The organism is Streptomyces sp. NBC_01257 (assembly GCF_035917255.1).
Classification (GTDB): domain Bacteria; phylum Actinomycetota; class Actinomycetes; order Streptomycetales; family Streptomycetaceae; genus Streptomyces.
In genome coordinates this window covers 6,492,183-6,516,823 of the sequence record NZ_CP108472.1, presented here as the reverse complement: position 1 = coordinate 6,516,823, position 24,641 = coordinate 6,492,183, and the positions used below count along the sequence as shown (strand labels likewise).

At 72.4% G+C, this 24,641-nt stretch carries 21 protein-coding genes; 7 read left to right on the top strand and 14 right to left on the bottom strand.

The features are described 5' to 3' along the window. Positions 1 to 106: 106 nt before the first annotated feature. The 7 genes from OG408_RS28490 to OG408_RS28460 form a co-directional block, all read right to left on the bottom strand. On the bottom strand, positions 107 to 1,345 hold the full coding sequence (locus OG408_RS28490; protein ID WP_266783307.1) for a carbohydrate ABC transporter substrate-binding protein: 1,239 nt from the start codon (positions 1,343 to 1,345) through the stop codon (positions 107 to 109). Beyond that, positions 1,342 to 2,367: a hypothetical protein gene (locus tag OG408_RS28485; RefSeq protein ID WP_285567203.1), complete on the bottom strand. Its 1,026-nt coding sequence runs from the start codon at positions 2,365 to 2,367 to the stop codon at positions 1,342 to 1,344. The genes OG408_RS28490 and OG408_RS28485 overlap by 4 nt, the downstream gene beginning before the upstream one ends. After that, a complete protein-coding gene (locus OG408_RS28480; RefSeq protein WP_326672726.1) occupies positions 2,367 to 3,800 on the bottom strand; it encodes a zinc ribbon domain-containing protein in 1,434 nt (477 codons plus the stop codon). The genes OG408_RS28485 and OG408_RS28480 overlap by 1 nt, the downstream gene beginning before the upstream one ends. Before the next feature lie 101 nt (positions 3,801 to 3,901). Further along, the gene (locus tag OG408_RS28475; protein WP_326672724.1) at positions 3,902 to 6,199 is read right to left on the bottom strand and encodes a serine/threonine protein kinase; all 2,298 of its coding nucleotides are present in this window, start codon (positions 6,197 to 6,199) and stop codon (positions 3,902 to 3,904) included. Beyond that, positions 6,196 to 7,587 (bottom strand): S1 family peptidase, encoded by a 1,392-nt coding sequence (locus OG408_RS28470; protein WP_285567197.1) that lies wholly within the window; start codon positions 7,585 to 7,587, stop codon positions 6,196 to 6,198. The genes OG408_RS28475 and OG408_RS28470 overlap by 4 nt, the downstream gene beginning before the upstream one ends. A gap of 65 nt (positions 7,588 to 7,652) precedes the next feature. Then, positions 7,653 to 9,977: a polysaccharide lyase 8 family protein gene (locus tag OG408_RS28465; RefSeq protein WP_442806146.1), complete on the bottom strand. Its 2,325-nt coding sequence runs from the start codon at positions 9,975 to 9,977 to the stop codon at positions 7,653 to 7,655. Between the two features lie 163 nt (positions 9,978 to 10,140). Further along, positions 10,141 to 14,016 carry an endo-alpha-N-acetylgalactosaminidase family protein gene (locus tag OG408_RS28460; protein WP_326672722.1) on the bottom strand — a complete coding sequence of 1,292 codons (3,876 nt, stop codon included), beginning with the start codon at positions 14,014 to 14,016 and terminating at the stop codon, positions 10,141 to 10,143. A 348-nt stretch (positions 14,017 to 14,364) separates the two neighbouring features. Here OG408_RS28460 and OG408_RS28455 point away from each other — a divergent pair, with 348 nt between their 5' ends. Further along, positions 14,365 to 15,594 carry a glycoside hydrolase family 64 protein gene (locus tag OG408_RS28455; RefSeq protein WP_266783295.1) on the top strand — a complete coding sequence of 410 codons (1,230 nt, stop codon included), beginning with the start codon at positions 14,365 to 14,367 and terminating at the stop codon, positions 15,592 to 15,594. A gap of 69 nt (positions 15,595 to 15,663) precedes the next feature. On the opposite strand, the gene OG408_RS28450 is transcribed toward OG408_RS28455, so the two are convergent. Beyond that, on the bottom strand, positions 15,664 to 16,185 hold the full coding sequence (locus OG408_RS28450) for a hypothetical protein (RefSeq protein WP_266783293.1): 522 nt from the start codon (positions 16,183 to 16,185) through the stop codon (positions 15,664 to 15,666). A 226-nt stretch (positions 16,186 to 16,411) separates the two neighbouring features. Here OG408_RS28450 and OG408_RS28445 point away from each other — a divergent pair, with 226 nt between their 5' ends. After that, the gene (locus tag OG408_RS28445) at positions 16,412 to 17,035 is read left to right on the top strand and encodes a YceI family protein (RefSeq protein ID WP_266783291.1); all 624 of its coding nucleotides are present in this window, start codon (positions 16,412 to 16,414) and stop codon (positions 17,033 to 17,035) included. A 96-nt stretch (positions 17,036 to 17,131) separates the two neighbouring features. Here OG408_RS28445 and OG408_RS28440 read toward each other — a convergent pair whose 3' ends face one another. Then, the gene (locus tag OG408_RS28440) at positions 17,132 to 17,650 is read right to left on the bottom strand and encodes a proline dehydrogenase (RefSeq protein ID WP_326672718.1); all 519 of its coding nucleotides are present in this window, start codon (positions 17,648 to 17,650) and stop codon (positions 17,132 to 17,134) included. Positions 17,651 to 17,717: 67 nt separating this feature from the next. Between OG408_RS28440 and OG408_RS28435 the strand changes: the two genes are divergently transcribed. Both OG408_RS28435 and OG408_RS28430 read left to right on the top strand, forming a co-directional pair. Beyond that, a complete protein-coding gene (locus OG408_RS28435; RefSeq protein ID WP_242585783.1) occupies positions 17,718 to 17,963 on the top strand; it encodes a helix-turn-helix transcriptional regulator in 246 nt (81 codons plus the stop codon). Continuing rightward, on the top strand, positions 17,960 to 18,490 hold the full coding sequence (locus OG408_RS28430; RefSeq protein ID WP_266783284.1) for a hypothetical protein: 531 nt from the start codon (positions 17,960 to 17,962) through the stop codon (positions 18,488 to 18,490). The genes OG408_RS28435 and OG408_RS28430 overlap by 4 nt, the downstream gene beginning before the upstream one ends. A gap of 69 nt (positions 18,491 to 18,559) precedes the next feature. Here OG408_RS28430 and OG408_RS28425 read toward each other — a convergent pair whose 3' ends face one another. Next, positions 18,560 to 19,117, bottom strand: coding sequence for a DinB family protein (locus OG408_RS28425; RefSeq protein WP_266783282.1), 558 nt, complete (start codon positions 19,115 to 19,117; stop codon positions 18,560 to 18,562). 119 nt (positions 19,118 to 19,236) lie between these two features. After that, complete coding sequence (locus tag OG408_RS28420) at positions 19,237 to 19,857, bottom strand: TetR/AcrR family transcriptional regulator (protein WP_326672711.1); 621 nt, start codon at positions 19,855 to 19,857, stop codon at positions 19,237 to 19,239. A 213-nt stretch (positions 19,858 to 20,070) separates the two neighbouring features. Between OG408_RS28420 and OG408_RS28415 the strand changes: the two genes are divergently transcribed. Beyond that, positions 20,071 to 21,222 (top strand): FAD-dependent oxidoreductase, encoded by a 1,152-nt coding sequence (locus OG408_RS28415; RefSeq protein WP_326672709.1) that lies wholly within the window; start codon positions 20,071 to 20,073, stop codon positions 21,220 to 21,222. A 48-nt stretch (positions 21,223 to 21,270) separates the two neighbouring features. Here OG408_RS28415 and OG408_RS28410 read toward each other — a convergent pair whose 3' ends face one another. From OG408_RS28410 to OG408_RS28400, 3 genes are read right to left on the bottom strand one after another with little or no spacing between them, the layout of a single operon-like run. After that, on the bottom strand, positions 21,271 to 21,906 hold the full coding sequence (locus tag OG408_RS28410) for an SAM-dependent methyltransferase (protein ID WP_326672707.1): 636 nt from the start codon (positions 21,904 to 21,906) through the stop codon (positions 21,271 to 21,273). Beyond that, entirely contained in the window at positions 21,903 to 22,949 is a 1,047-nt protein-coding gene (locus tag OG408_RS28405) for an NAD(P)/FAD-dependent oxidoreductase (protein ID WP_266783274.1), read from the bottom strand. The genes OG408_RS28410 and OG408_RS28405 overlap by 4 nt, the downstream gene beginning before the upstream one ends. A 15-nt stretch (positions 22,950 to 22,964) precedes the next feature. After that, a complete protein-coding gene (locus OG408_RS28400; protein ID WP_326672705.1) occupies positions 22,965 to 23,435 on the bottom strand; it encodes an ATP-binding protein in 471 nt (156 codons plus the stop codon). Between the two features lie 111 nt (positions 23,436 to 23,546). Between OG408_RS28400 and OG408_RS28395 the strand changes: the two genes are divergently transcribed. Together OG408_RS28395 and OG408_RS28390 are read left to right on the top strand one after the other, a co-directional pair. Then, positions 23,547 to 24,368, top strand: coding sequence for a helix-turn-helix domain-containing protein (locus tag OG408_RS28395; RefSeq protein ID WP_326672703.1), 822 nt, complete (start codon positions 23,547 to 23,549; stop codon positions 24,366 to 24,368). Then, positions 24,365 to 24,616 carry a DUF397 domain-containing protein gene (locus OG408_RS28390; RefSeq protein WP_326672702.1) on the top strand — a complete coding sequence of 84 codons (252 nt, stop codon included), beginning with the start codon at positions 24,365 to 24,367 and terminating at the stop codon, positions 24,614 to 24,616. The genes OG408_RS28395 and OG408_RS28390 overlap by 4 nt, the downstream gene beginning before the upstream one ends. Positions 24,617 to 24,641 lie beyond the last annotated feature (25 nt).

Genomic DNA, 24,641 nt, shown 5'->3' with positions numbered 1-24,641 from the left:
TACAGTCTCCTGCCCGGTTTCCTGGTGGAGCCTGACAGAACCCTGGGTCCATGCAGGCGAAGTACCAGCCCGTACCCGCATTCGTTTGTGGGGGTTCCACAAGGGTTCACTGTGGTCTGCCGCACACCCCCCTCAGCCGGGGGGTCTCCGAGCGCTGGGTGTCCTGGACCTTCTGGACGTCCGCCAGCCGGTCCCGTACCGGATCGGAGGGGTGCGCCACGGTCAGCAGCACGGCCTCGTAGAAAGCATCCCGCACCGCCGCCGGCATGACGTCCGACGCGTCCAGGCAGAGCGGCACCTGCTGGCCCGTGAGCCGCCGGCTCACCTCCTTGTCGACCGGGCCCGTCTTGGGCGGGACCGCGGCGTTCGGCGAGAACACCCCGCCCTTGCGGCCCCAGTCCTCCTGGGCGTCCAGGGAGGCCAGCCGCCGGATCAGGCCGCGGGCAGCGCCGCTGCCGCCGAACAGCGCGGCGAAGTCGGCCGACACCTCGTGGGCCCTCACCCGGTAGGGACCGCCGGGCAGCAGGCGAGCGGAGTCCTCGAAGACCGCCCGGCCGCCGCGGTCCCCGTAGAAGGCGCGGGCGAAGGAGCCCTGGTGTTCCAGGTCGCAGCCGCCGCCGAAGAGCAGCCCGTGGCCCCCGGCCGGGCCGCGGTGGTCGGCCATCAGCATGTCCTCGGCCGTCCCCTTGTCCTGGGCGAGCATCCCGGCCCAGGCGGTCCAGGCGGCGACCACCCGGTCGTCGGTCCACGCCAGGTCGCCGGTCGCCCAGCGCTCGTACAGCCCGGGGCCGGCGCGCTGGAGGATGAGGTCCTCGATCCAGTCGCTGCCGGGCCAGCCCGACGCGCCGTCGTCGACCATGCCGATGCACCAGGAGGCCAGCGGTGCCGGGCCGCGTGCCGGGGGCGTGCCCTCGCGGTACCAGACGATGGACTTGAGGTCGGCCTTGAGCGGAAACCACAGATCGCCGGGGATGCCGTCCGCCCGGGGCCGCCAGGGGTTGCCGTACTGCTGCGGCTCGTACAGCCCCTCCAGCGAGCGCAGCCGTCTCTCGTCCGCATACTCCACGAGTTCGCCGACGCCCGGCAGGATCGCGATGTCGGGCGGGTCGCCGGCCTGCACCTCGGCGAGCAGCACCTCGCGGGTGGCGGCGGTGCCCTGGTAGGTGTACGGGATTCCGAACCCGTCCAGGACGTCCTTGAACTGCCGCTCCTGTTCGTCGGTCCACGGGCCGAGGATGGTCACCTTCGGTTCGGCGTCGCTGCCGCCGGGGGCCGCGAGTCCGCAGCCGGCCGCGGTCATCAGCAGGGCCAGGACGAGCAGAGTTGCGCGGGTGTGCCGGGTCATCCGGCCCTCCAGTAGTCGGCGTTGAGGCGCCGGACGATGCCGACGGCCGGCAGCAGGACGATCAGCACGGCCCCGCCCAGCGCCCCGTAGTACGTGCCGCTCTGCCAGCGGTGGGCGGCCAGTACGCCGCGCAGGTCGGTGGACTTGTCGGTGACGTCCCGCTGGGACTCCGCCAGGTCGGTTTCGTCGTGGGCCCGTTCCTCGATCGCGACCAGCCGGTGGCGGGCGGTGTCCAGCCGTTCCTGGGTGTGGACGGTGGCCCACAGCGGGACGACCGCCAGGGCGAGTGTGACCAGCAGCGCCGCCAGCAGCCAGGGGTCGCGGCTGCGGCCGCAGCGGGTGCGCAGTACCCACAGCGCGCTGAGCGCGGTCACCGCCAGGACGAGCAGGCCCAGTTCGGCTACGGCCCAGCCGCTCTGCTGGAGCGTGCCCAGGGAGCTGACCCGGTCCATGCGCCGCATCTGGTGGTCCTGGAGGACGTCCAGGCGGGGCACCACGCCGGTGCCCGGCCGGACGAGGAGGGTCTCGGCCTCCGTGAACTTCTCCTTCTGCATCAGGTCGTCCTCGTCGCGCACGTACTTCACCGCGCCGGGTGTGATGGAGCTGCTGTACGAGGTCAGCAGGGCGCTGGCCGTATTGAGGACGCCCCGGCCGCGTTCCCCGTCGATCTGTACGTCGGAGAGCCGGGACAGGCCCTGGTCGGCGGCGGACAGCTGGTTCTCGTACCGCGCGCCCGCGCCCACCACCTGGTCGATCCGCCGGTCGGCCGAGAGCTCTGCCTCCTCGTGGGCGCGCAGCAGCGCCAGCTGGGTGGAGGCGACGAGCTGGACGGCGGGTGCGGCACGGGTGCGCATCTCGCCCGCGGCGGTCTGCACACTCCAGTACGAGACGAGCAGCGCGGTCATCGAGACGACCGCGGTCACCGCCATGACCGCCAGGTGCCGTTCGAGCAGCCGTCGGGTGTGCGAACCGGGCGGCCGGCGGGTCAGGAGGGGGCGGGTCCATCGGGTCGGCCGGGTCATCACAGGCTCCTCCCGCAGGCGATGCAGAACCGGGCGTGCGGTCCGGCGAGATGGCGGCAGTGCGGGCAGGTGACCGGCTTCCCGGCGGCGTGCTCGGGCAGTTCGAGCCGGTGACCCGAGGCGATGTGCAGCCGGCCCCGGCGCACGGTCCCCCGGTCGACGGTCGGGCCGACCCGGACCAGTCCGCGCGGGCCGTCGACGATGTCGGCGACCTGGCGCACGTCCTGGAGGACCCAGCCGGCGCCGATCTCGGTGGCGAGCCGGACCGCCAGGCCGAACTGCTGCTCGGCCTCCTCGCGGCTCATCGGGTCGAGTGCGGCGTAGCCGCGGTTGAGGGCCGTGCGCATCTGGGTGGCGACGTTCATCGCCTGGAGCGTGCCGCCCCCGTCACCGGTCGCGCCCGCGCCCACGGCGACGCCGGGGGGCAGCCAGCGCGTCAGCAGCGGGGCGGTGGTGTCGCCCACGGAGACGGTGGCCAGTTGCAGCAGCACGCCGAGCGGGTCGGTGCTCGCGTCGACGTGGAGGGTGAGGAGGTAGTCACGGGTGCCCGGCTCCCACTGGTGGGTGGGGAAGCCGATCCGGTGCGGCTCCCGCGGCCGCAGTTCGGGGGCGAGGCGTTGCTGGCGGGGTGCGGTCTCGGTCAGTTCGACGGCGTGCACGGCCGGGCGGGCGGCGACCACGACGGGCAGTTCGGGGCTGCGGACCCGGCGCTGGCGCCGCAGCGCCTCGGTGACGGCGGGGCCGAAGCGGTCGGGGGCGTGCTCGGCGGCGCCGTGCAGGGTCTCGACGACGGTGAGCAGGGGGGCGGGGTCCCAGTCCGCGCCGAACGCGATCACGTCCGCGGTGAACGCGCCCGCGCAGTCGGCGAGTTCCGCCCGCAGCGCGCCGCCGTCCGTGCCGGTGGCGTCCGCATCGTCGGCGTCCGCCGGGTCGTGGCCGCTGCCGTCGGTGATCAGCAGCAGGTGACGCAGTGGCAGCGGGCGTTCCGCGAAGAGGGCGCGGGCGGCGGCGAGCCAGGCCGGGTAGCCGGGCGGCGGGTGCTCGTCCGTGGCGGGGGCGACCCGGCCCGCGCTGAACGCGGCCCGGCGCTTCTCCATGGTGTCGGCCAGCGCCCAGCGTCCGCGCAGCGGGTAGCAGCGGGTCGGCTCCCCGCTCGCGCCGGCGCCGCCCAGGACGGCGAAGGAGATCCCGTCGGGCAGGGCGCGCAGCGCGGCGGCGAGGGCGGCAGCCGCACTCTCCCGGCGTGCCGCGGCGACGTCCAGGGCGATGACGACGGCGAGTTCGACGGCGGGCACCTGGTCGCGGGGGCCGATGCCGGTGGCCTTGACCCGCAGATGGGCGTCGATCCGGGCGTCGTGGTGCGGCTGCTGGTCGCGCCGGACGTCGACGGACACCTTGAACTCCAGCCCGGACGACGGGGCGGTAGCGCCCATGGGACTGCCTCCAGCGGTTACGGGCGGGGGTGCGGGTGGGACACGGCCCCGGTCTCCCGGGTCTCGTCGGACTCGTCCGTCACGGACCGGCCGGAGGCCGGTCAGAAGCCGGTCTGCGGGCGGACCGCGTGGGAGAGGTCGATCAGCCGTTCGTACTCGGCCTGTCTCTGCCGCTGCCGGGCCAGCCAGCGGTAGCACCGCTCCAGCTCCGCCCGCACGGCCCGCTCACCGGGCACGGCCGGGGGCGGCAGCCCGATCCGCAGCCGGCCGCCGCGGGGCCGCGGGACCGGGTGCGCGTCCCGGACGGCGTCGAGCTTCCACTCGTACAGCTCGGTCCGCAGCAGCCAGGCGGGTTCGTCCCCCGTGACCACCGGACCCGGCGCGCCCCGCACGGGTGCGAGCGCGGCGAGGCAGGCGTCGATCTCCGTCTCGTCGGGCAGCGGCCGCTCCCCCGTCGCGAGCCGGGCCGCCCGGATGCGGAGGGCGGCGATCCGGGCGACGGTGTGGTCCCGCGACTCGTCCGGCACCTGGTCCAGGACCTCGGTCGCCGCGGCCCGGTCGCCGCGCGCGAGAGCGAGCCTGGCCAGTCCGAGTGCCGCGCCGACGTGCGAGGGGTTGCGGGCGTGCACGGCCCGGAAGAGTTCGTACGCGGAGGGGCCCGCGGTGTCCGGCCGGTCCTCGCCGAGCTGCTCGGCGCAGTAGGCCAGCGCCAGTTTGGCCGCGTACTCGCCGGGCAGCGCCCGGTGCACGGCGGAGAAGTGCTCCAGGGCCGCTTCGAGCATCGGCTGCCGGTCGTCCAGCACATCGGCGCTGCGCAGCGCGACGAGTCCCCAGTGCCAGCTGAGCCGCCACTGCCGGACCGGACCGGGGCCGGGTATGGCGGCGGCGGCCTGGACCTGCTCCCTGGCCGCCGACAGCGCCTCGTCCCCGTCCTGGCCGAGCAGCAGCCGGGCGTTGTGCAGACAGATCTCCACCGACGGCTCCCCCTCGGCGGGCTGGGTCAGCGGCTGCGCCGGGTCGTAGCTGCTGACCCCGAACCGGGCGGCCTGCGGGTCCCGCGGATAGGGGCGGGGCACCGGCAGCCTGCGGGCGATCTCGGTCGGGGTGGGCCGTCCGGTGTCGAGCGCGGGTGCCTGGGGCGTCGCCCGGCGTCCGTGCAGCGGGCGGCTCAGCCAGTGCGCGTAGCCGGGCACCGAGCCCAGCCGCGCGCCCAGCAGTTCGGTGGACGGGGTGAAGTAGTCGGAGGGTTCGGGCTGGTCGCGCTTGCCGCGCAGGGCCCGGATCTCGCGGAGCACGCCGCGCAATTGGCCGGCCATGTCCTCGGCCGAGCCGAATCTGCGCTCCGGGTCGTGGGCCGTGGCCCGCTCCACGACCAGCCGGAAGGAGCTGGTGCCGAGCCCCGGCACGTCGTCGCCGACCGCCCAGCCGGCCAGTTCGGCCAGGGTGACCCCGACCGTGTGGACGTCGTGGGCGACGGTGAGGGGTTTGCTGCCGTCCATCTCGGGGGCGGCGAACCACGGGGTGATGACGGGCGGCGGGTCGGTGGCCCCCGCCTTGCGGACCCCGCCGAGGTCGATGACCTTGATGCCGTCGAGGTGGTGGATCACGTTGGACGGCTTCATGTCGCCGTACAGGAAGCCCATGCCGTGCAGATGGGCGAGGGCCTCCAGGATCTGGCAGCCGTAGGTGATGACGTGCTCGATGTCGAGGACGAAGGCGCCCTGCCGGGTCGACTCCACGACGGCGGACAGCGTCCGGTCGCCGACGTCCTCCATCACGATGTAGCCGCCGGAGACGGTGCCGTCCGTGTTGCGGGTGCTGACGAAGTCGCGGATCTGGACGATGCGTTCGTGCCGGATGGCGACCAGGCTGCGGCGTTCCTCGCCGGCCTGGGCGGCGCCGCGTTCCGCGTAGCGGTTGAGGAGTCCCTTGACCGCGACGAAGTCCTCCAGGTGGGTGTCCTCGGCCAGGTAGACCCAGCCCTGGCCGCCGTGGGCGATCGGGCCGCGGATGCGGTACTGGTCCTGGAGCGGCGGCCCGTCCTTCGTCAGCTCCGGGCGGTAGGAGTACGGGGCGCCGCACTGCGGGCAGTACCCCGCGTCCGGGGGCGGGGCGGCCGTGTGGGGCGGGACGAACGCGGTGTCGCACGCCTCGGCCGAACACGTCATCACGATGCGCACCGGGCGTTCGGCGGCGGCGAGCCGCTCGGCGGGGGTGCCGGGGTCCAGCAGCGGCAGTTCGAGCAGTCCCGCGGGGCCCTGGCGCTCGGGTTCGGCGGGCAGCGGCGGAAGTCCGCGGGCCGTCTCGTCCCGGCCGCAGGTGTCGCAGTACCCGGTGGTGAGTACGCCGCCGCCGCAGGGGGCGCCGGTGAAGCGCCGGTGCGGGCAGGGAATCCTCATCGGCGCTCCGCCGGGCCGGGTCCGCCGCGCTGGCCCGGCAGATCCGGCTGCCCGGACCGGTGCGACCGGTCGAGGTCGCCGCCTAACTCGCGCAGCAGCTGCTTCAGTTCGGTCAGCTGGTCCTGCGGGTCGGCCAGCAGACTCAGTTCGTGCAGCCGGTGGCGGCGGACCGATGCCTCGACCGCGGGCCGCGGGACGAGGGAGGCCGACTCCACCATGCCGCGCAGTCCGGTCCACTCCCGTTCGATGCGCTCGACCCGGCGCACCAGCACGTCCGCGCGCTCCTGGAGGGCGGGCACCAGGAGCTGCCGCGCCACCTCGGTGAGCCCTTCGCCGTCGCTGCGGCGGAAGATGACGAGCAGCCGGAATCCGAGGGTGCGCACCCGGGCCAGGAGCGGCACCAGGGCGGCCGGGTCGGGGTCCTCGTCCAGGCCGATCACGGCGAGCACCGGACCGGATCCGGCGGGCCGGCCGCCGTCCGAGCGGTCCGGTGCCCTGCCGCCCTCCAGCAGCCAGTCGCGGTAGGCGTTGCGCTGGTAGCGGGGCGGGCGCAGCTGCGCGACCAGGGTGTCGACGAGTTCCTCGGGCCGGGTGCTGCCGCCCCGGCAGACGAGGTGGGCCCGGTGGAGCTGGTGCTGCAGGGCGCGGTCGCGGCCGCTGCCGCGGGCGACGACGCCGAACCGCACGCCGGGCTCCTCGCCGCCCGCGAACCACTGCCGCAGCCGCCGCTCCAGGCCGCGGTCCCAGCCGTCCGGCCCGCTGAGCTCGGCGACGAGCGGCACGAGGGCGGCGATGCGGTCGACGGGGATCATGTACGAGATCGCCAGGCCGTGCCCGCCGGGCGGCGCCGGGTCCGTACCGGGCCGGTAGCTGACGACGAGGCCGACGACCTCCTCCGTCCCCGGCAGCTCGCCGCGGGTCTGGACGGCGGCGCCGCTGAACCCGGGGCGCACCGCCTCGGCTTCGGACCCGGAGGCGATTTGCACCCAGTCACCGTGCAGTCCGCTGATCCGGCCGCTGAGCCACATCCCGTCGTCGTAGGCCTGGGCGTAGCCGCCGATCCACACCTCCCGGCCGCGCTCCAGCCGGCGGGCCAGCGGTGCGGGCGCGGCCTGCGGGCGTGGGCTGTCCAGGGCGAGCACGGCGATGTCCTCGCCGGTGGCCCCGTCGAGGCCCGGCAGCCAGCCGTCCGGGGCGACCCGGGCGCCGACCGGCGGGATGCCGGGGCTCTCGGCGAACTCGACCCACATCCGGGCGCCCGGTTCACCGAGGACATGGGCGCAGGTCAGCGCCCGGTCCTGGGTGAGGAGCACACCGGCCCCGCACACGGGTCCGTCCGCTCCGCCGCGGCGCAACCGGAGCCGCCAGTCCGCTCTCAACTCCCCCATAGCTACCGAGAGTACGCGTGCACCACGCATGGTTCCCAGACCGCGCGCACAGTCCGTCCAACGGGCTACCGGACGTCACACCGCAGGGTGGCGCCGGCCGTTCCCGGGTCGACGCGGAGCACGAGGCGGCGGCCGGTGGCGCGGACCTCGATGCCCGGGTCCGCCGGGAGGGCCTCGCGCACCGGACGGTCCCAGACCACGTCGAACGGGGTGCCGCTGCGGTCGGGCCCGCTGATCCTGACCGTCGTGGCGCCCCGGCCCTCCCGTACGAGCACACTGGCCGGACCGGTCGAGGAGAGCCGTCCGGCGGTGCCGGGCTGCCAGAAGTTGGCGGCGGTCAGCCCGAGCGAGCGCACGGCGACGCCCTGGACGGCGGCGGTGTTGGCGAGCACGGTCAGCCAGTGCCGGTCGGCGGCGCGGGCTGCGACGGTGCGCCGGGACGCGCCCGGCATCAGGAGGTAGAGGTAGCCGTCGTCGGCGGGGTCGGTGCCGTGGTCGAGCCAGAGGGTCTGCCAGTGGCGGGTCTGCTGTTCGGTGGAGCTGGTGGTGTTGATGTCGGACCAGGCGCCGGTCCTGGCCTCGCGCAGGGTGTGCAGCTCGGCGCCGCCGGGGAGCACCCAGCCGCCGTGGCCCTCCAGATGGGCCCAGCGGGGGCGTTCGCGGTCGTCGACGGTGAGGGCCTGGCTGTCGTCCGGGCCGAGGTTGCGGTTGTCGACGACGGTCTCGACGGGGACCCCGTCGGCCGCGGTGATGCCCGCCCCGAGGCAGATGACCGTGTCGGCGGCGCAGAACCAGGACTTGCGGGCCTCCAGGGTGGAGCCGAGGCCCTTCACGTGCTGTCCGACCGCGGCGAACTCGCCGTCGTGGGCACCGCCGACCCACTGCACGGCCGGGCGGGGTTCGCCCCATTCGCCGCCGGCCCGGTCGGCGAGGCGCTTGGTGGAGACGGTGGTGCCGGGCAGCCGGTACCAGTCGACGGTGGGCCAGAACCAGTCGGTGTACTGGCCGCCGCCGGCCGGTCCGGCCCACCAGTAGAGCATTCCGGCCCCGGTGTGCCAGCCGCGCGGGTTCTCGCCGTTGCCGCACTCGTAGGCGCTGATCCGCTCCGAGGCCATGGACACGTTCGCGACCCAGCCGGGGCGGCGGTGCACGGCCCGGTCCATCGCGGCGAACAGGGTGTGCCCGACGGGTTCGGGCGCTGCCGGTACGGGGGCGTCGGCCGCCGCCTGGAGCCTGGACAGGTCGGCGACCCCGAACTGCGGGGCGGCGAGGACCGGGCTGACGGTGTCGCGTTCGATCCAGCCCTTGACCATGCCGTTCCACCGGTCGCGTTCGGCGGCGGAGGCGCCGCCCGCGAGCAGGGCGACGGCGGCGATCAGGCCCTGGCCGTGGAAGTGGTCGCTGCGCATGATGCGGAGCTCGTCGCTCTTGAGGAGGCCCCGGCTGATGGCACGGCCGTTGACGCTGTCCATCATCAGTCCGTCGTGGATGAGCGGGGCGTAGGCGTGCTCGACGCTGTCGAGGATGATCTGCCGGTTGGGGTCGGTGACCGCCCAGGTCGATCCGGCCAGCAGGGCGAAGAGCCGGCCGAGGCCGTCGAGCATGACCTGGCCGTACGTGCCCGAGTAGGCGACCCAGGTGTGCTGGACGAACGAGCCGTCGGCGTAGAGCCCGTCGCCCGTCGTCACGTACGGGAAGACGGGCGAAAGGGCATCGCGTGCGAGCGCGGTCTTCGCCGGGTCCCGGCCGAGGATGCCGCGCAGCGCGACGGAGCGGCACAGGTCGACCCGGTTGGCGCCGGTCGAGGTGCCGCTGTAGTCGGTGAGCATGGTGTCGGGGATGAAGTGGTCGACGGCGGCGCAGGCGGCCGCGACGCGCTCCTCGCCGAGGTGGGGGCGGAGGACGGCGACGATGTCCATGAGCAGGCGCGGGCTGCCGATCTGCCACTCCCACCAGTTCCCGTACCGGGCCGTGGTGGTGTTGTAGACCGTCGCGGAGAGGTGGTCCAGGCCGCGGAGGATGTCGGCGAGGAGGCCCTCGTCGCCGGTGTGGCCGGTGCCCTGCTGGGCGTACGCCTGGGTCATCGTCCACAGCCGGCCGTAGCTCCAGGTGATGCCGGACGGCGGGTCGAAGGTGTGCCCGTCCCAGAGGGAGCCGGCGGCGGGGGCCATCGTCGAGCGGAACTCCGCGGCGAGTTCGCCGGTCTCGGCCAGCTTGGCGGCGTAGGGCTCGGCGGCGGGGTCGTAGCCGGTGCCGAGCGAGAGGTCGTTCCAGCGCAGCCGGAGCGTCTCGAACTCGTCCTGCGCCGCGCGGGCCGTCGGGGCGAGCGCCAGGCCGAGTGCGGTGGCACTGCCGGTGGCGAGGAAGGCACGGCGGGACCAGGCGGGCAGGAGTGACACGGGACTACCTCCGGTGGACAAGTGGTTTAGACCGGTCGGGAGTTGGTCTAGCACGCGCTTACTACGACGGGGAAGGGGGCGGACGACGACGGTCCGCCCCGACGGGAGAGGGGGCGGACCGATGACGGCCCGCCCCCCTCCCTCATGGAGCCGTTCAGCTTCCGCAGTGGAAGCGGGCGCTGCCCCAGTCGGCGTGGTCGTTGCCGTTGCCGTCGCCGCCGTCACCGGCGATCAGCTCGACGTACTTCGCGCCGGTGACGTCCGCCGTCAGCGACCAGGCGGAGTCGGCGGCCTTGAGGACCGGGGACTTCACCTTCTCGGTGCCGTCGGCGGTCACGGAGAACTGCACGCTGCCGGCGCTCTTCTGCACGTCGTCCACGCCCACCTCGGCGGTGAACGAGGTGCACTTGCCGCCCAGGTAGTAGCGGACCTTCGCCGGGGCGTGGCTGCCGAGGCCCTTCTCGTACACCGTGGAGCCGATGGTCAGCGCGGTGCCGTCGCCGGTGCCGGTCTCACCGTTGGAGAGGTCGCGCTCGACCGGTCCCCAGCCGTTCTCGGAGGCCGTCCAGTCGAGGTCGCTGGCCCAGCTGTCCGTGGTGGGCGGCGGCGGCAGGGTCCGTACGGAGGTCTGCGCGCCGAGCGTCCGCCGCGCACCGCCGACCGTGTAGGCGGCCTCGGAACTCAGGCCGTACGTCCGGTACTCGGCGTCCACCGGCGGGGTGACCTGCCAGCTCGCGGTGACCTTGGCACCGGCGGCGACCGAGTCGAAGGTGACGGCGCCCGAGGGCTCCGCCCGCCAGCCCTCGGGGACGGTGAGGCCGACCGAGACGCCGGTGGCGGCGGTGGCCTCGTAGTTGGTGAAGCTCGCCTTCACGGTGTTGGCCGCGCCCGGCTCCAGGGTCTCCGCGGCCGGCGCGACGGTGAGTGTGCCGCAGGCGGCCTGCTCACCGGCGGGGGCCGCGCCGAGGTCGGTCACGGTGAAGCCGTCGAGGACGAAGTCGGCGCCCTCGGGGGCGTCGCCGCGCTTGCGCAGCCCGGTCCAGGTGTCGCCGCAGCCCGCCGTGACGGTCTCGGTGAAGTGGCCCGTGGTGTGCTGGGCGCCGATCGCGGTGTTCCGGGTCTCGACGGAGTCGGGTGCGCCGTCCGCGGTGATCCGGTCGTAGCCGTCGACCCACTCGTAGGCACCGGCGTGGCTGGACTGGTAGTCGTACTCGACCTTGTAGCGGTGGCCGTCCGTCATCGGGACGGTCCAGGGCGCGGTCCGGTAGACGATGCCCGCGTTCTCCTCGTGGGCCTTGAGGGACTCCTTGCCGCCGAGCACGTCGTCGATCAGCTTCCCGTTCCAGCCGGCCTGGGTGTACGGGGCGTGCAGCTGGGAGATGCTGGTGCGGGGGTCGGTGTCACCGCCCGCGTCGCCCTTGAGGAAGGGACCCCAGCCCTGGTCGACGTCCTCGAAGTCCTCGTGGACGACGGTGTTCTTCCTGGTGGCGGGTGCGTTGGCGACGATGCGTACGTCATCGGCGCGGACGGTCGCCGCGCTGCCGCCGGCCGCCTCGATGCGCAGGGTGGTGCGCCCGTTGGCCGGTGCGGTGAAGTTCACCTTCGCGCGCTGGAAGTAGGTGCCGTGCCAGTCGGACGCGGCGACCTGGTCCTTCGCGGTGGAGCGGTCCACGGCGACGGACGTCCCGCCGGCCGAGAGGACGGTGTGCCGGGTCTTGCCCGGCTGGACCTCGATGAGCGCGGACGCGGTGTAGCGCGCGCCGGGCTTCAGTCCGCCGATGGACTGGGAGAGGGCGGCCTTGCCGGTGCCGGACAGCTTCGCGCTGTTGCGGCCCTGGCCGTCGGTGTCGCGGGCGGCGGTGCCGGTGCGCGACCAGTCGGCCAGCCTGCCGTCGTTGAAGCCGGGGTCGTCGACGAGGGTGCCCTCGCCCCACTTGGCGTCGGCGGCCTTCGGGGCCTTGTCCGGGTAGAGGACGTACGGCTGTCCGGCCTCGGCCGTCAGCGTGATCCTCCCGTCCACGGGACGCACGGTGCCGGTCTTCACCCGGCCGTTGTCGGTGAGCTCGTAGACGGTGTACGCGCCCTTGGACGGCACCGCCCAGCTGCTCGTGCCACCGGACTTGCTGTAGTGGTACAGCTTCTTGCCGCCGTCCCACGGCAGCAGGTAATCGGTGCCGCTGAGCACCTTGCGGCCGTGGTCGTAGAAGGTGCGCTTCCCGTCCTCGACGGTGCCGCTCACCCCGCCGGTGAACGTGATGTCGTTGCCGTCCCAGCGGGTGATCTTCTGCTGCTGGAGGTACTTGGCGGGCAGGTTGCGCTGCCAGATGTTGTCGTAGAAGGCGTTCCAGTCGGTCTCGCCCGTCCAGCCCTCGAACTCGTCGATGGCGCTCTGGCCGAGGACCGGGTCGTTGTTCCAGACGTCCTTCTCGCCGTTGCGGATGAACCGGATGATCTGCGAGTTCAGGCCCTTGTTGGTGGCGCCGCCGTAGTCGAGGTCATTGGCCCAGTGCGACCAGAGCGAGCCGCGCTCGAACTTGTCGGCCCATTCGCTGGAGACGTTCCAGCCCTGCTTCTGGAGGGACTGGAGGGTCTTGTCGGCGATCCAGCCGTGCGTGTAGTAGACGTCGATGTACAGCATGCTGAGGTTGCTGTCCGTCTCGTCGCGCAGCTGCTGGAAGCGCTGGGCCAGGTCGCCGCTGTTGATGTCGCGGCGCTGGTCGATGTAGTAGCTCTGGTTGAGCCAGTTCCAGCCGGGCTTCGTCTTGTCGACGAGCTTCTCGTCGAAGGCCTTCGCCTCCGGGTATGCCTCGGTGGCATTGACGTGGACGCCGAAGGTGGCGCCCCACTTCTTGCCGTCCTTGAGCAGCTCGTTGAGGTCCTTCAGCCCGCCGGCGCGCTTGTTGTAGTTGCCGCCGTAGTCGGGGTGGGCGGAGTCGTGGCCCTCGGAGGCGTAGCCCTTGAGCAGCGCGAGCTGGCCGAGGCCGTCGGTGGAGAGCGAGATCCGCTTGACGTCGTCGAGGGTGCGCAGGAAGGGGTGGGTGGCCTGGCTGGCGAAGTTGAACGGGATGTGGGTAACGACCCGGTCCGCGGTGTCCTCGCTGCCCGGGGCGACCACGCCGATGGAGCGGAAGGCGACGGCGCCGTCCTGCCAGTCGACGGTCTTGTCGCCGTTGGCGTCGGGCGTGACGACGACCTTGGCCCACGGCAGGCTGTCGCCGCTCTCCGGCTTGGGCGCGCCCTCGCCGCGGTAGGTCCACTGGCCGGACCAGACGCCGACCCGGGTGGTGCCGTCGTCGTCCTTGCGGGCCTGGTGCCAGAAGCGGGCGTCGTCGCCGCCGGTGGCGCCGGCGGGCTTGTCGTACGAGGAGTTGGACTCGACGGCGGCCGCGAGCGCACCGGTGTTCACGATGGCGTAGGTGCCGCCGACGGGTGCCGCGTCGGCCTTGGTGGCGTCGGTGACCTTCGCGAAGACGTCGGCGGTCTTCGTCGAGTCGGGGTCGAGCTTCGTGAAGGCGGTCGCGGCTCCGGTGTCGGTGCTCGCGACGGAGACCAGGTCGTGGCCGGGGATGTCGATGGTGCCGACGCGGAACGCCTCGGTGTCCCGGACCGCCGTCACCCTGAACGTGGTGGCGCGCCCGGAGACGGACAGCGAGGCGTCGATCTCGACACCGGGCAGGTCGTCGAAGACGAGCGTGTAGCGGGCGGCCGACCCGGTGACCGCGGGGGCGCCCTTGAGGTGCACGGGGTGCGCGGTGCCGTTCAGGGTGACGGCGGTGACCGGCCGGGTGCTGCCCGCCAGCTGGTTCCCGGAGGCCAGGTCGGTGTACGAGAGGACGCGCGGGAAGTCGTCGGCGACGGCGACGGAGAGCTGCGGCGATCCGATGACGCGGGCGTCGGCCGGTGCGGGGGTCTGCGCCGCACCGGCGGGAGAGGGGGCGGCGGCTGAGGCGGGGAGGGCGGTCCCCACCAGAGCCAGGACGGCGGCTGAGGCGGCGGCTGCGGCGCCCACCGAAGCGAATCTTGGCGACATGTGCTCTGCGTAGTCGCCGTGTCCGGACACCGTCAACGACGTACGGTCCCGAGGGCTCCTCCAGTCCAACAACCGCTCCGCGTAAGTCCAAGTGAGGGGTGTGCGGGTCATCGCGGCCGCCGCGTTCAGTTCCTGATCACGGTGTTCGCGGGACGGGCCGCCCGAGCCGCCAAGTGCCGTTCGGATGTGTCGGGTTGTGAAGAGTTCTCTTTTTTGAGAGCGCTCTCAGTCACAAGTCTTGACGCTCGCGCCGCCCCTCGCAAGAGTGGTGCGCACCGCGGACGGATCCGCTCCACCTCCCCGCACGGATACCCCGTCCGCGACCCCCCACAGTCTCGGAGTCGCCTCATGATTTCGCGCAGAATGTTCCTCTCCGGCGGCGTCGCCGCCTCCGCGACCGCGCTCACCTACCCCCTCTGGGGGAGCACGCTGAGCCCGAGCGCATCGGCCGCGGCCGCGACCTGCGAACTGGCCCTGGAGAACAAGTCCCTGCCGGGCCGGGTCAACGCGTACGTCACCGGTCACGAACAGGGCACCGACCGCTGGATCCTGCTCCGGGCCGACGGCAGCGTCTACCGCCCGGACTCCCCCGCCGCGCCGCAGACCCCGCTGCCGGTCGACTGCGCCATCCCGCTGAACGCGGCGGGCGGCGCACCGGTCGTGGTGACGCTTCCCCAGATGTACGGGGCGCGGGTCTACTTCGTCCGCGACGACACCCTGGACTTCTATCTCAACCCGGGCCCCTCCCTGGTCGAGCCGGCCTTCGCCACGTCCACGGACGCGAACTACGGGCGCACCTGGTCGTTCTGCGAGTTCACCTTCAACCCGCAGCAGCTGTACGCGAACATCAGCTACGTCGACCTGGTGACCGCACTGCCGATCGGCCTGACGCTGGAGGGCGACGCCACACACACGGTGGCCCCGCTCCCGGACGGCGCCGTCCAGAGGATCGCCGACGGTCTCACCGCCCAGGCCGCGGCCGACGGGCAGCCGTGGGACCAGCTGGTGACGCGCGGCTCGGACGGCGGCGTGCTGCGGGTCATCTCCCCGCAGAACCTGATGGCGCCGTTCTTCGACCGCCCGGACCAGATGCCGTTCCGCGATCTGTTCACGGCGCAGATCGACGAGGTCTGGGACAAGTACCGCTCGACCGATCTGCGGATCGACCTCCAGGGCGGCCGCGGTGTCTTCACCGGGCGGGTCAGCGGCGACACGCTGACCTTCAACGGCGGGCACACCTTCACCAAGCCCGTCTCCAAGGACATCTTCACCTGCAACCACGGGCCGTTCACCAACAACCCGGGCGACTCCGACGACAAGAAGGGCCTGCTGGCCCGGCTCGCGGCCGGCTTCAACCGGTCGATCATGCTCAGCCACCCCGACCAGCCGAACGGCACCACGGTGGCGGACTACTACCAGGGCGCGGTGACCAACCACTGGTCGCGGATCGTGCACGCCAACAGCCCGATCGGCTACGCCTTCCCGTACGACGACGTGCGCCCCGACGGGGAGCCGGACGTCTCGGGCGCCGCCAACGACGGCAACCCGCGGCGCTTCACGGTGTCGGTGGGTTCCTGACCCTGGTGCCCCTGTGCCCCCGTCCGGGCGGGACGGGGGCACAGGCATGTCCGGGGGCGGATGACGGGATCAGCAGCCGCCGCAGTTGTAGTACGTCACGTCCCAGTGGTTGCCCTCGTCCGCGTAGATGTTGCCGGAGCCGGACTTGTACTGGGGTGCGCCGTCACCACGCAGGCCGATGTAACTGAACACGCCGTGCACGTAGTTGGTGAGACAGGTGGTCTTGCCGAAGTCGAGCTTGTAGCCGTTCCAGTGCGAGTACGTGCCACCGGCGTGCCCGGTCTCGGTGCCGCCGGTGATGTTGAGCGCGCAGCCGGTGGCGCTCTTGAGGGTCTGGGCCCCCTGGGCGGTCGGCAGGTTGAGCTGGTCGAAGGAGGTGCAGGTGGCGACGTTCCGGTTGGAGCAGCCGCCGGAGGACGACCAGGTCACGCCGGACGAGCTGAATCTGGCGGTCGCCTGGCTGTGGGTGAGCTTGGTGACGGCGTAGGCGTCCGTCGTACCGGTGACGACACCGATTCCGGGGGCGAAGAGGACGCCCAGGACCAGGGCGAGGACGGTCAGGACGGGGCGCAGCGTCATACGGGACACCATGGGGGGACTCCTCCTGTGCATGACAAGGTGGGCAAGGAGATAGTGCCCGAGTTCTACGCGCGTCCGCCAGAGGGCCCGGTGTAACGGCGTCGTGAACACCCGGCGTCGCCCGTAACAGTCGCGAACCTAGATGTTGAACTTTGAACAAGATGGGTCTACAGTGAATCTCGTTGAAGGTTAAACAACTAGGTCGGGCCCCGCTCGATCACGTCCCCGAGGAGGAGCCATGGCTCTGTTCAACCGCCGGAACAACGACACCCCCGCCGCCGCTGCCACCACCGTCGTCGTCGACCCCGCCCTGGCCGCCCTCACCGGTGACTACGCGATCGACCCGGCCCACAGCAGCATCGGCTTCACCGTGCGCCACGCCATGGTGACCAACGTGCGCGGCTCCTTCGGTGAGCACGAGGGCAGCCTGACGCTGGACGGCAGCAACCCGGCCAACTCCGCCGCGACGATCGACGTCAGGATCGCCAGCGTGGACACCGGCATCGCCGACCGCGACGGCCACCTGGTCAGCGGCGACTTCTTCGACGCCGAGAAGTTCCCCCTCATGACGTTCCGCTCCACGGCTGCCGAGCAGCTCGGCGGCGACAAGTACCGCGTCACCGGCGACCTCACGATCAAGGACGTCACCCGTCCGCTCGCCATCGACCTGGAGTTCAACGGCTCCGCGACCGACGTGTACGGCAACGAGCGCGTCGGCTTCGAGGGCAGCGCGGACATCCTGCGCTCCGACTGGGGCCTGACCTGGAACGCGGCGCTGGAGACCGGCGGCGTGATGGTCAGCGACAAGGTCAAGCTGAACTTCGACATCTCCGCGATCAAGGCCGCCGCCCCGCAGGCCTGAGCGACCCCCTGAACCGAGCGCGCCCGCCTTCCGCCCCTCCGGGGGAGGACGGCGGGCGCTCGGCGTCCGGGGCGGCGGGGTGCGTTCCGGCGCCCGTCAGCGCGGCTTGCGGAAGACGTCGGCGGCGGCCGAGCGGAAGCTCTTCACCTCTTGATGCAGGGCGCGTTCCCGCAGGGTGGCCAGGGCGGTGTCCGCCGCCTTGCCCGCGGTGTCCCCCGCGTGCGCGTCCTTCACCATGCGCCGCATGACCTCGGCGAGTTCACCGGACGCCCGGCCCAGCCGGCCCACGGCCTTCGCCAGAGGGGGCGGCCCTTCGAGGATGACGACTTCGGCCGCGCGGTGCACCTCACGCGCCAGACCGACGAAGCGCCCCACCCGCTCCTCGACCTGCGCCAGGTCGGGACGGTCCGGCCGCAGCGCCTCGAACACGGCGTCCATGGCGATGTCACGGTCGTGCAGGGCGCCGAGGTAGGACACACAGGCGTCCCTGCGGTGCTGTCTGCGCCACTGGTCGAACTGCGAGCGCGCCGCCGCGCGTCCGGTCACGAACGCCGCGCCGAGCGTGGCGAGCGAGCCGACGGCGGCTCCGAGCAGCGCGGCAACTTCTGCGTCCATGGACGCATTGTGCCGCCGCCCGTCGAACCTGTTGTCGTACCACCATGGAATGTAGTACTTCTTATACATGAGCGAGCAGGTGCACAACAGGTTGGCGATGGTGCGCGCGGAACGCAAGGTGTCCCGGCAGGCGTTGGCCGAAGCGGTCGGCGCCCACTACCAGACCATCGGATACATCGAGCGCGGGCAGTACAACCCGAGCCTCGATCTGGCCCTGCGCATCGCCGAGTTCTTCGGACTGCCGGTGGAAGCACTCTTCTCCCTCCGGCCGTTCCGCCCGCTCACGGACGAGGTCTACGGGAGGAAGCAATGACCACCACACGCATGGCGGGACCCACGCGGTACGACCGGCGCATGTTCGCCCTCATGAACGACCGCCGGGCGAGTGCGCTGTACGCGACGGCCACGCGCCGCCGCACGGCCGTCGCCGCCCACGTCACGCTCACCGCGGCCGGCCTGGCCGCGGGCACCGGTGCCTACGCGAGCGACCGGGTCTGGCCCGCCTTCGCCCTGCTCGCCGTGGTCCTTCCGTGGTGCATGGCCACGGGCGTGCTCAACGCCGCCACCCGCGGTCTGCTCGAACTGCGGACGCCCGTCCTGGACGAGCGCCAGGTGGCGGAGCGGGACCGGGTGCGGGCCCGGGCGCACCGCCTGACCACATTCCTGCTGGCGGTCGCCCTCGGTGTCGTCGCCGGCGGCGACTGGACCGGGCGGGCCGAGGCGGGGACGCTGCTCGTCCCCGTGCTGGCCACGGTGTTCGTCGCGCACTGGCTGATGCCGCTGTGGGTGGCGGGGCTGACCGTCCGGGACGAGCCGGAACCGGAATCGGAGCTGTTCTGAGCCGACTCCCCCGCCGCTCGTCGTCGGCCGCCCGCCGCCCGTTGTTCATCGTCCATCGGCAGACCGCGGTCAGCCCATGCTCTTCGCGCCGTCGATCGACTCCCTGATGATGTCGGCGTGCCCGGAGTGCTGGGCGGTCTCGCTCACAATGTGCATCAGCACCCGTCGCGCCGACCACCGCACGTCACCCTCGAACCACGGCGCCCTGGGCAGCTGCTGGGTGGCGTCCAGGTCGGGCAGGCCGGCGACCAGTTCGTCGGTGCGGCGGGCCACCTCGGCGTAGTCGTCCAGCACCCCGGCCAGCGTCTCGCCGGGCAGCATCCGCATCTCGTCGGCGCGCTGCGCCCAGTCGGCCTCGGTCATCGCGGTGAAGTCCGGCATGACCGACGCACCGTCCACGATGAAGCGCGCCCAGCCCCGCTCGGCCCCCGTGACGTGCTTGATGAGCCCGCCCAGACACAGCTCGCTCGCCGTGGTGCGCATCCCGGCCTGCTCGTCGGTGAGGTCACGGGTGGTGAAGCGGAGGAAGTGCCGCTGCTTGGCCAGCGCCTCCAGCCAGTCGGCACGCTCGCCGGTGGCGGCCGGGGCCTCGGTCACGTCGCGGGTGGTCGCCTCGCTGACAGTCATGATGTCCGCCTTCTGTCGTTCCTGTGGGCCGGTCGAGGAAGACACTAGAGACCGTATAGGTCAGTTCCCGACCTGAATTCCGCTGCCGGCCTGAACTCCGTTGTCTGCCCGGACGAGGCTCAACGGCCGGCGTCGGACCGTCGGGCCGCGGTGCCGTTCCAGCCGTGTTCGAGCAGGTCGAAGGCGGCGTCGACCGCGCGTTCCGGATCCTCGGCCCGGTGGGCGAGCGCCGACGTCTCCAGGACGAAGCGGGCCAGGGCCGCGGTACGGGGATCGCCGGGCGGGGCGCCGGCGTCATCGGCGATGGCGCGGGCGAGGGCGCCCTGGTGGCGCATCCACATGCGGTGGGCGTAGTCGCCGAGAGCCGGGGTGTTCGCCACCAGGTCGAAGAAGTCGGCGTAGCGGGGGTCGGAGTCCGCCGGGCGGAGGCGAACGCTCTTCACGTGCGCGCACAGCGCATCGAGGACGGTCGCGCCTGGGGCGCGGTCACGGACCGCGGCGACGAGCCCGGCCTCCTGGTCGGCGTCCTCGTCGAAGACGAGGGCCTCCTTGCCGGGGAAGTGCTTGAGGAGCGTGGTGGTGGAGACGTCGGCCGCCTCGGCGATCTCGTGCAGGGTCACCGCGTCGTACCCGCGCGCGAGGAAGAGATCCAGGGCCGCGTCGGCGAGCGCCCGGCGGGTGGCGGCCTTCTTGCGTTCGCGGCGCCCCACGGGAGCCGCGGGCGGAGTCGGAGTCGTCATGCAGTCATCGTACGCAAAAGTGCCTGATAGCAAAAGTTGCACCGTTGCACTTTTTTGGTGAGTGTGTTTTTCTGGAATGGCGCCGCAGGGCCCGGCCCGCCGCCCACCGTCCATCGGATGAGGCGGTGCTGCCGGGCGTGATGCTCGCCGGCACGGCCGGCTGACGCCCCCTTCACCGCGACGCGGCGCCACCCACACGAACGGAGCACCACCATGACCACCGCACCCCCTCCCCGCATCGCGATCATCGGCGCCGGACCCGGCGGCCTGACCTGCGCCCGCATCCTCCAGCGGCACGGCATCACCGCCACCGTTCACGACCACGAGACCGGTCCCGGGTCCCGCAACCAGGGCGGCACCCTGGACCTGCACGAGGACAACGGCCAGATCGCCCTGCGCGAGGCCGGGCTCCTCGACGAGTTCTTCCGGCTCTCCCGCCCCGAGGGGCAGGAGATGCGCCAGCTGGACCCGGGCGGCAAGGTCCTCTTCCACCACACCCCGGAGGAGGGCGAACGCTTCAAGCCGGAGATCGACCGCGGCCACCTGCGCGATCTCCTCCTGAACTCCCTGGAGCCCGGCACCGTGCGCTGGGGACACACCCTCACGTCCGTCGACGGCCCCTCCGAAGGCCCCCGCCTGTTGCGTTTCGCCGACGGCACCAGCGTCGAGGCCGACCTCGTCATCGGCGCCGACGGCGCCTGGTCCAAGGTGCGACGCGCCGTCTCCCCCGCCACGCCCCGGTACAGCGGTGTCAGCTTCCTCGAAGCGTGGTTCCACGACGTCGAGAACCGGCACCCCGACATCGCCGGACTAGTCGGCCGGGGAAGCGCCGCCGCGGCCGACGGCGAGCGAGGCCTGTTCGCCCAGCGCAACAGCGGCGACCACATCCGCGTCTACATCATCCAGCGCGTCCCCGCCGACTGGATCACCGCGAACGGCCTCACCGTCCAGGACACCGGCCCCCTCCGCGCCCACCTCGTGGAGCAGTACCGCGACTGGTCACCCCGCATGCGCCGGCTGCTCACCGACAACGACGGCCGCTACGTCGACCGGCCCATCCTCGCCCTGCCCGTCCCCCACAGCTGGGAACACGACCCCACCGTCACCCTGCTCGGCGACGCGGCCCACCTCATGCCCCCGCTCGGCGTCGGCGTCAACCTCGCCATGCTCGACGCCTGCGAACTGGCCCTCGCCGTGGCGGGCACCGGCACCGTCGACGACGCGATCCGCACCTACGAGCGGACCATGCTGTCCCGCTCCCACAAGATGCAGCAGCTGCTCGACCACGGCGCCGAGGAACTGCTGTCCGCCGAACTGCCCGACTTCGCGACCGACGACAGCGACAGCAACAGCGACAGCAACTGAGGCTCCGGCGTCCGTTCTCCGCTCCCGCCGCCCCCGTCGCACCGGCCGTCAGAGCCGACGGACCTTCAGCGCGTTGTCCGTGCGGGTGGTCGGGTTGCCGTCCGGGTCGTTCTGCACGCGCTCGTGCTCCGCGCTGAGCAGCACCTCCCATTCCCCTTCCGGGAGCCGGAGGGAGGCGAGCACCTCGTCCGTGGTGGGGAGCTCCATGTCCGCGTGGTCGTGCTCCCAGGCGGGGAATCCCGCGTGGCCGACGATCAGCAGCACGCCGCCCGGGGCCACCGCCGCGGCCGCCCGGCGGAGGATCTCCTCGCGCGGCAGGTCACCCATGGAGTGCAGGAACTGCGCGGAGACCAGGTCGTACTCCCCCTCCGGGAACGAGACCCCGAGGTCGTGGAACTGCCAGTCGATCCGGTCGGCGACGTCCGCCTCGGCCCCGTGCTCGGCGGCCCGGGCCAGCGCGACGCGCGAGATGTCGGTGGCGGTGACCTGCCAGCCCCAGCGGGCCAGCCAGACCGCGTCGGCCCCCTCGCCGCACCCGAGGTCCAGGGCACGCCCCGGCTTCAGGCCCTCCACCTCACGGACGAGCATCGTGTTGGGGTTCCCGCTCCAGATGCGGTGGCTCTCGCGGTAACGCTCGTCCCAGAGTTCGGCGTCCGATGCGGCCGAGGTGCTGTCGTGGGTCATCGTGTCTCCTGCAGTCCGTGACGGCGGTTTCCGAGGGCCTTCTCGCAGACCTGGCGCTCGGCCTCGGCCGAGAAGGGGGCGCGGCGGGCCCCGACCGCGCGGCGGGTGTCGTCGGCGACGAGGTCCGCGTTGATGGCGGCGCCGGCCTTCAGCCCCGCGGCAGCGGCTCCGATGACCTGATCCATCAGGCTGGCGACGTTACCGGCCGCCCACACCCCGGGCACCTCCGTCGCCCCGACCGGGTCGACCGCGATGTACGTGCCCAGCGTGTGCCCGCCCATCTCCAGCGGGGTGGCGCGCAGCCCGAGCCCGTCGAGCACCCCCGAGCGCGCCGTGAACCGCGGCTGGACCACGACGGCCTCGCGCGGAACGACCCGGCCACCGGCCAGCCGCACCCCGGTGAGACGGTCGTCGCCGCCCACCTCCAGCCCGGTCACCTCCCCGTCCACCACGGCGATGTTCCGAGCCGCCAGCTGCTCGTACTCCTCGTCGCCCGGCTCGGGCCCGTCGTGCAGGAAGAGAGTGACGTCGGCGCTCCACTGCCTCCACAGCAGCGCCTGGTGCACGGCCATCGGGGACAGCGCCACGATGCCGATCGCCGCGTCCCGCACCTCCCAGCCGTGGCAGTACGGGCAGTGCAGCACGTCACGGCCCCAGCGGTCGGCCAGGCCCTCGATCGGCGGCAGCTCGTCGACCAGCCCGGTGGTGACGAGCAGGCGGCGCGCCGTCACGGCGGTGCCGTCCGTCAGTACGACGCGGAATCCGGCCCCGCCCGGCAGCGGCCCGGCCGACACGACCTCGCCCTCGACGACCTCGGCCCCGTATCCGGCCACTTCCTTGCGGCCGACGGCCACCAGCTCCGCGGGCGGGGTGCCCTCCCGGCCCAGGTAGTTGTGCACGTGGGACGCGGGTGCGTTGCGCGGGCTGCCCGCGTCGATCACCAGCACCGAACGCCTGGCCCGCGCCAGGGACAGCGCCCCGCTCAGACCGGCGGCCCCGCCACCGATCACCACCACGTCGTACGTCTGCGTCATGTCGCTCATGCGAAACACCTCCATCTACGGAAGATGGTGCGCATCCGGTCCCGATCCGGCAAAGTTCCTTGCCGAAGCGGCAAACTCGCACCAGACGATCTTCCCGGGGTCCCGCTCCGCCACCCCCCACGCATCCGCGAGCGCCGAGACCAGCAGCAGCCCCCGCCCGCCCTCGGCCTCCGCATCGGGCTCCGCGCCACGGGCGACCGGGTCGGCCGGCACCTCGCCGTCGCCGCTGTCGTGCATCTCGACACGGAGCCTGCCCTCGGCCCGCTCCCAGTACAGGTGCATACGGAACCCGCGCCCCGGCGGCACCCCGTGCACGAGCGCGTTGGTGGCCAGCTCGCTCACACAGAGCAGGACGTCCGCCGCCTCCACCCCGCACGCCCACTCGACGAGCGCCTCGCGCGCGAACCTCCGTACGAGCGGGATCGACCTGCGTTCGCGCCGGTAGAACGCCTCACGGAAGCACGGGAGTTGAGTTGTCTCATCCATGAGACGAAGGTCACACACCGTCACTACGCTTGATCAGTGGGTCAGGTCGTACAACGCGGCTGTACGACCTCTGACGGGTCATCCGGGGGCCGTGACGGGGAGAGGTATTCCATGCAGTCCGCAAAGAGGAACAAGCGCGTCACGTCCTGGCACGTGATCGGCGCCCAGCTCGCCACCTTCCGCAAGGCGGCCCGGATGACCCAGGCGGCCCTCGCGGATCAGTTCTGCGTGGGCGAGGACACGATCGCGTCGATCGAGCAGGGGCGGCGGCCCCTCCAGTTCGATCTCGCGGGCCGGCTGGACGAACTCCTGGACACGAAGGGGGCGTTACAGGTCGCCGTGACGAGGGTCCCGCAGAAGGAGCGGTTCCCGGCGTTCGTGCAGGACTTCGTGGAGTACGAGCAGGAGGCGTTGACGCTGCTCTCGTACGAGAACCAGGTCGTACCGGGGCTGCTTCAGACCGAGGCGTACGCGCGGGCGGTGTTCAACTCGCTCTATCCTCCCCTGGAATCGGAGGAGGTGGACGAGCGGGTCGCCGCACGTCTGGAGCGTCGAAGGCTCCTGGAACGCAAACCGAGGCCGATGATGAACTTCCTGCTCGAAGAGGTCATCCTGCACCGGCCGCTAGGCGGCCGCCAGGTGTTGCGCGAGCAGATCCAGCACCTCCGGCAGTGCGCCGAGCTCCCCTTTCTCGGTCTCCAGATCATGGAGACCAGGCGCGAGGCGCACGCGGCTCTGGATGGCCCGATGGTGTTGCTGGAGACGCCCCAGCACGATCAACTCGCCTATATCGAGGGCCAGCGCGTGAGCTTCCTCGTCGATGATCTCGGTGAGGTCAGCGTCCTCCACCAGAAATATGGGATGCTCCGATCGCAGGCGCTCTCCCCCGAGAAGAGCGTGCGCCTACTGGATGACCTGCTTGGAGAGACATGACCCGCGCAGCACACCGCACAGGCCTCAGCTGGTTCAAGTCCAGCTACAGCAGCGACCAGGGCGGGGCCTGCCTCGAAGTCGCCTACGACTGGCGCAAGTCCAGTCACAGCGCCAGCGAAGGCGGCAACTGCGTCGAGGTCTCCGCGCACCCCGCCGCCGTGCACATCCGGGATTCCAAGGTCACCGACGGTCCCGTCCTCACCGTCCCCCCGCACGCCTGGTCCGCGTTTCTCGACGCGACGGTGTGAGGGCACGCAGGCTCCCAGGCAGTCA